The sequence below is a fragment of the Paenibacillus sp. Y951 genome (genome assembly GCF_056786395.1).
Genome location: NZ_JBXCIY010000056.1, coordinates 1 through 2,573, shown reverse-complemented (window position 1 = coordinate 2,573; position 2,573 = coordinate 1). Strand labels below are relative to the sequence as shown.

Sequence of the window (2,573 nt, the reverse complement as noted above, 5' to 3'; positions counted from 1 at the left end):
ATAAACCTTTCAGTTTCAAGAATAGGAAAAGTAAAAAATGCATCTTTAAATGACATATTGATTCCCTCCGATTTTTAATTTTATATATCATCAATTTCAGCTAACGTTCTTGTATTCACGAACTTCCGCAGGAAGTTGTCACTGAATCTGCTACTTCTGCCAATAACATCAAAGTGACCAAGGACGCATGCCCGCAGCGTGAATACGGTGATATGTGATGCATCTGACTTCTTGAAATACTTCACAAACTTAAATGTCGCCATGCTATCATTTTTATATGTCTTAATGACTTCATCTATATTGCTTTTTTCCCTTAAGGTTCTGTTCATTCTATTTTGATTTATGGTTTTCATCTGGGTTGTCTGACATTATAGTTGGACCTACAACTGGTGCGGTTCATGGTGCGAAGATGAAGCTAATTATTCTTGTAATTAGATTTGATAATCGTTTCTACTTACTACAACGAGATACGATCTAGTATTGTTGCTACTTCTGTTTGCTTTTATTAGCACTTGTATTTATATGTTTTTACCGATCCAGATGTTTCACATATCGTTGCGCATTTCTGACGTCCAAACGGCTTAAGGACCGAAGGTCCGGGTGGCTCTGCCACTTAGCCAGTTGGATGTGTCGCCTGATTCCACTTCTCCGAAATACCTCTTGGAGACCAAGAAGCGTCAGCGACGAAGCAAAAATGCATTGTTATACGCTGCCCCTTCTTCTTCGATTCCACCTCCATATATGTCTTGTGTGTTTTATGTATTTAATATGTCTTTACGCGTTTTATCTTTGGGTTCTATCTTTTGGTCCTATCAAATCCGTTTCCGCATAGGAAAGGTCCCCCCTCATTTACTTTCGTGTTCCTCGAACCGGAGATTTGCCGACGGCTACATTCAGATTCCTGCTCACGTTGGACACCCTTGCCTTAAGCTATGGCTTACTTCTACCTTCACCATTCGGGACTTAATCCTAGATATAGCATCCATGCTGAACGCACTATCATAATTTAAGGGGATTGTTGTCCTCCCTTTAATTCGCAATAGACAAATATGTATTAATGACATGCACAATACCAAAAAGTACTGTTGGTATAATAGCCAGATAATTATGAAGCCAAATTTCAGCCAATATAAAATATACTACCGGAAGAACAGCCATCCAAAGAAAAATAACCGAGTTTGCGTTGCCTATAAAATACAATATCCATAGCCCATAATAAAAAATCAACATTATTGCCATACCAATTGTATACGGACATCGTATTTCAGATGCTTGTTTTCTTATAACAAATATCAGAAGAAAGAAAAATATCGCCTGACTTCCGTGCTCCAAAACATCCAAAATCAAATGGCTATTTGCATTGTTTCCTAATATATCTGACGCAGGAATTAAAAAATAAAATATATTTGGTATCATTGGCAATAAAAAGATTAATAGACCCTTCCATGAAAAACCAAAATAATAATTCATTTGATCCTCTCTTTCGCGTAATAGAAATATTCCTTAGTTTGTACCACTTCTCCGATATTTCTCTTGATGAACAAGAAGCATAACTAAGATGTGGGTATTTATTGTTATAGGGTACACCTTCTAATATTCCGTTCATCCTGGTTTTCAACTGCTACTTTGTAAATGTATTCTTTCACCTATATTTATTATTTGTTGTTAATTGGTTTCATGGGTTAACATTCTCAAAGGGGTTGCGTATAACGTTCAGGTATTCACGAACTTGCGCAGAAAGTTGTCACATGAATCGGCTACTTCTGCCAAAAGCATCACAGTGACCAAGGCGGAGCCGCTGCGTGAATACGGTGTTATTCGATGGATCATTGCATTACTTTCAAAGCTCTAATTAGAGGTTTTCATCGTTATGATATGCTTTTCAAATCCGACCTTGTTCCAAAAATTAATTCCTCTTTGATTTCCTACTAACACATCTATAATTATCGTTTTTATGTTCTTAAATCGATTTGTTTTCAGTAGACTTATTCCCTGAATTCCTAAGCCTTGTCGTCTGAATTCTGGTCTAATAAAATATTGTCTCAAGAAAACTTCTTCCTCTGTGTTTTTATATTGATTTTGTCTAAATTGATAAACAGCATATCCTATAATTTCTGAGTCTTTAGTCATTAAATCAATATTCCAATTAGAAAAGAGCCAGCTTCTCATGCGTTCTTCTAATTTCTCTATTGTCATTGGGTTTAGACTACCCTCATCTTCAATTAAGCTTTTATTCATTCGTGCAAGAAATGTTAGATCCTTATCAACTGCTTTTAAGAGTTTCAGGCTCATAAGAAAATTGTCCTTTCAAAAAAAGATTTCAAAATGTACTTCGATCTTTCGCATAACGTTCTTGTATTCACGAACTTCCGCAGGAAGTTGTCACTGAACCTGCTACTTCTGCCAAAAGCATCAAAGTGACCAAGGCGGAGCCGCTGCGTGAATACGGTGTTATAAGAAGTTAGCGTCTTCTTCGGTTACTCCTACAATATGGTCTTCAATTAATTCTATATTTCTTTTATTATTTGCATACTCTATGATAGATTTTGCAATGTTTGGAACCAGTTTTACAC

The 2,573-nt window shown here is 36.3% G+C and carries 3 protein-coding genes; all 3 read right to left on the bottom strand.

The annotated features are described in order from the left end of the window. Positions 1-80 precede the first annotated feature (80 nt). The 3 genes from AC1TPB_RS24710 to AC1TPB_RS24700 all read right to left on the bottom strand — a co-directional run bounded on the left by AC1TPB_RS24710 (position 81) and on the right by AC1TPB_RS24700 (position 2,292). Positions 81-353 carry a hypothetical protein gene (locus tag AC1TPB_RS24710; protein ID WP_482078926.1) on the bottom strand — a complete coding sequence of 91 codons (273 nt, stop codon included), beginning with the start codon at positions 351-353 and terminating at the stop codon, positions 81-83. A gap of 676 nt (positions 354-1,029) precedes the next feature. Further along, on the bottom strand, positions 1,030-1,470 hold the full coding sequence (locus AC1TPB_RS24705) for a hypothetical protein (protein WP_482078925.1): 441 nt from the start codon (positions 1,468-1,470) through the stop codon (positions 1,030-1,032). A 378-nt stretch (positions 1,471-1,848) separates the two neighbouring features. Further along, entirely contained in the window at positions 1,849-2,292 is a 444-nt protein-coding gene (locus tag AC1TPB_RS24700) for an N-acetyltransferase family protein (protein WP_482078924.1), read from the bottom strand. Positions 2,293-2,573: the final 281 nt, after the last annotated feature.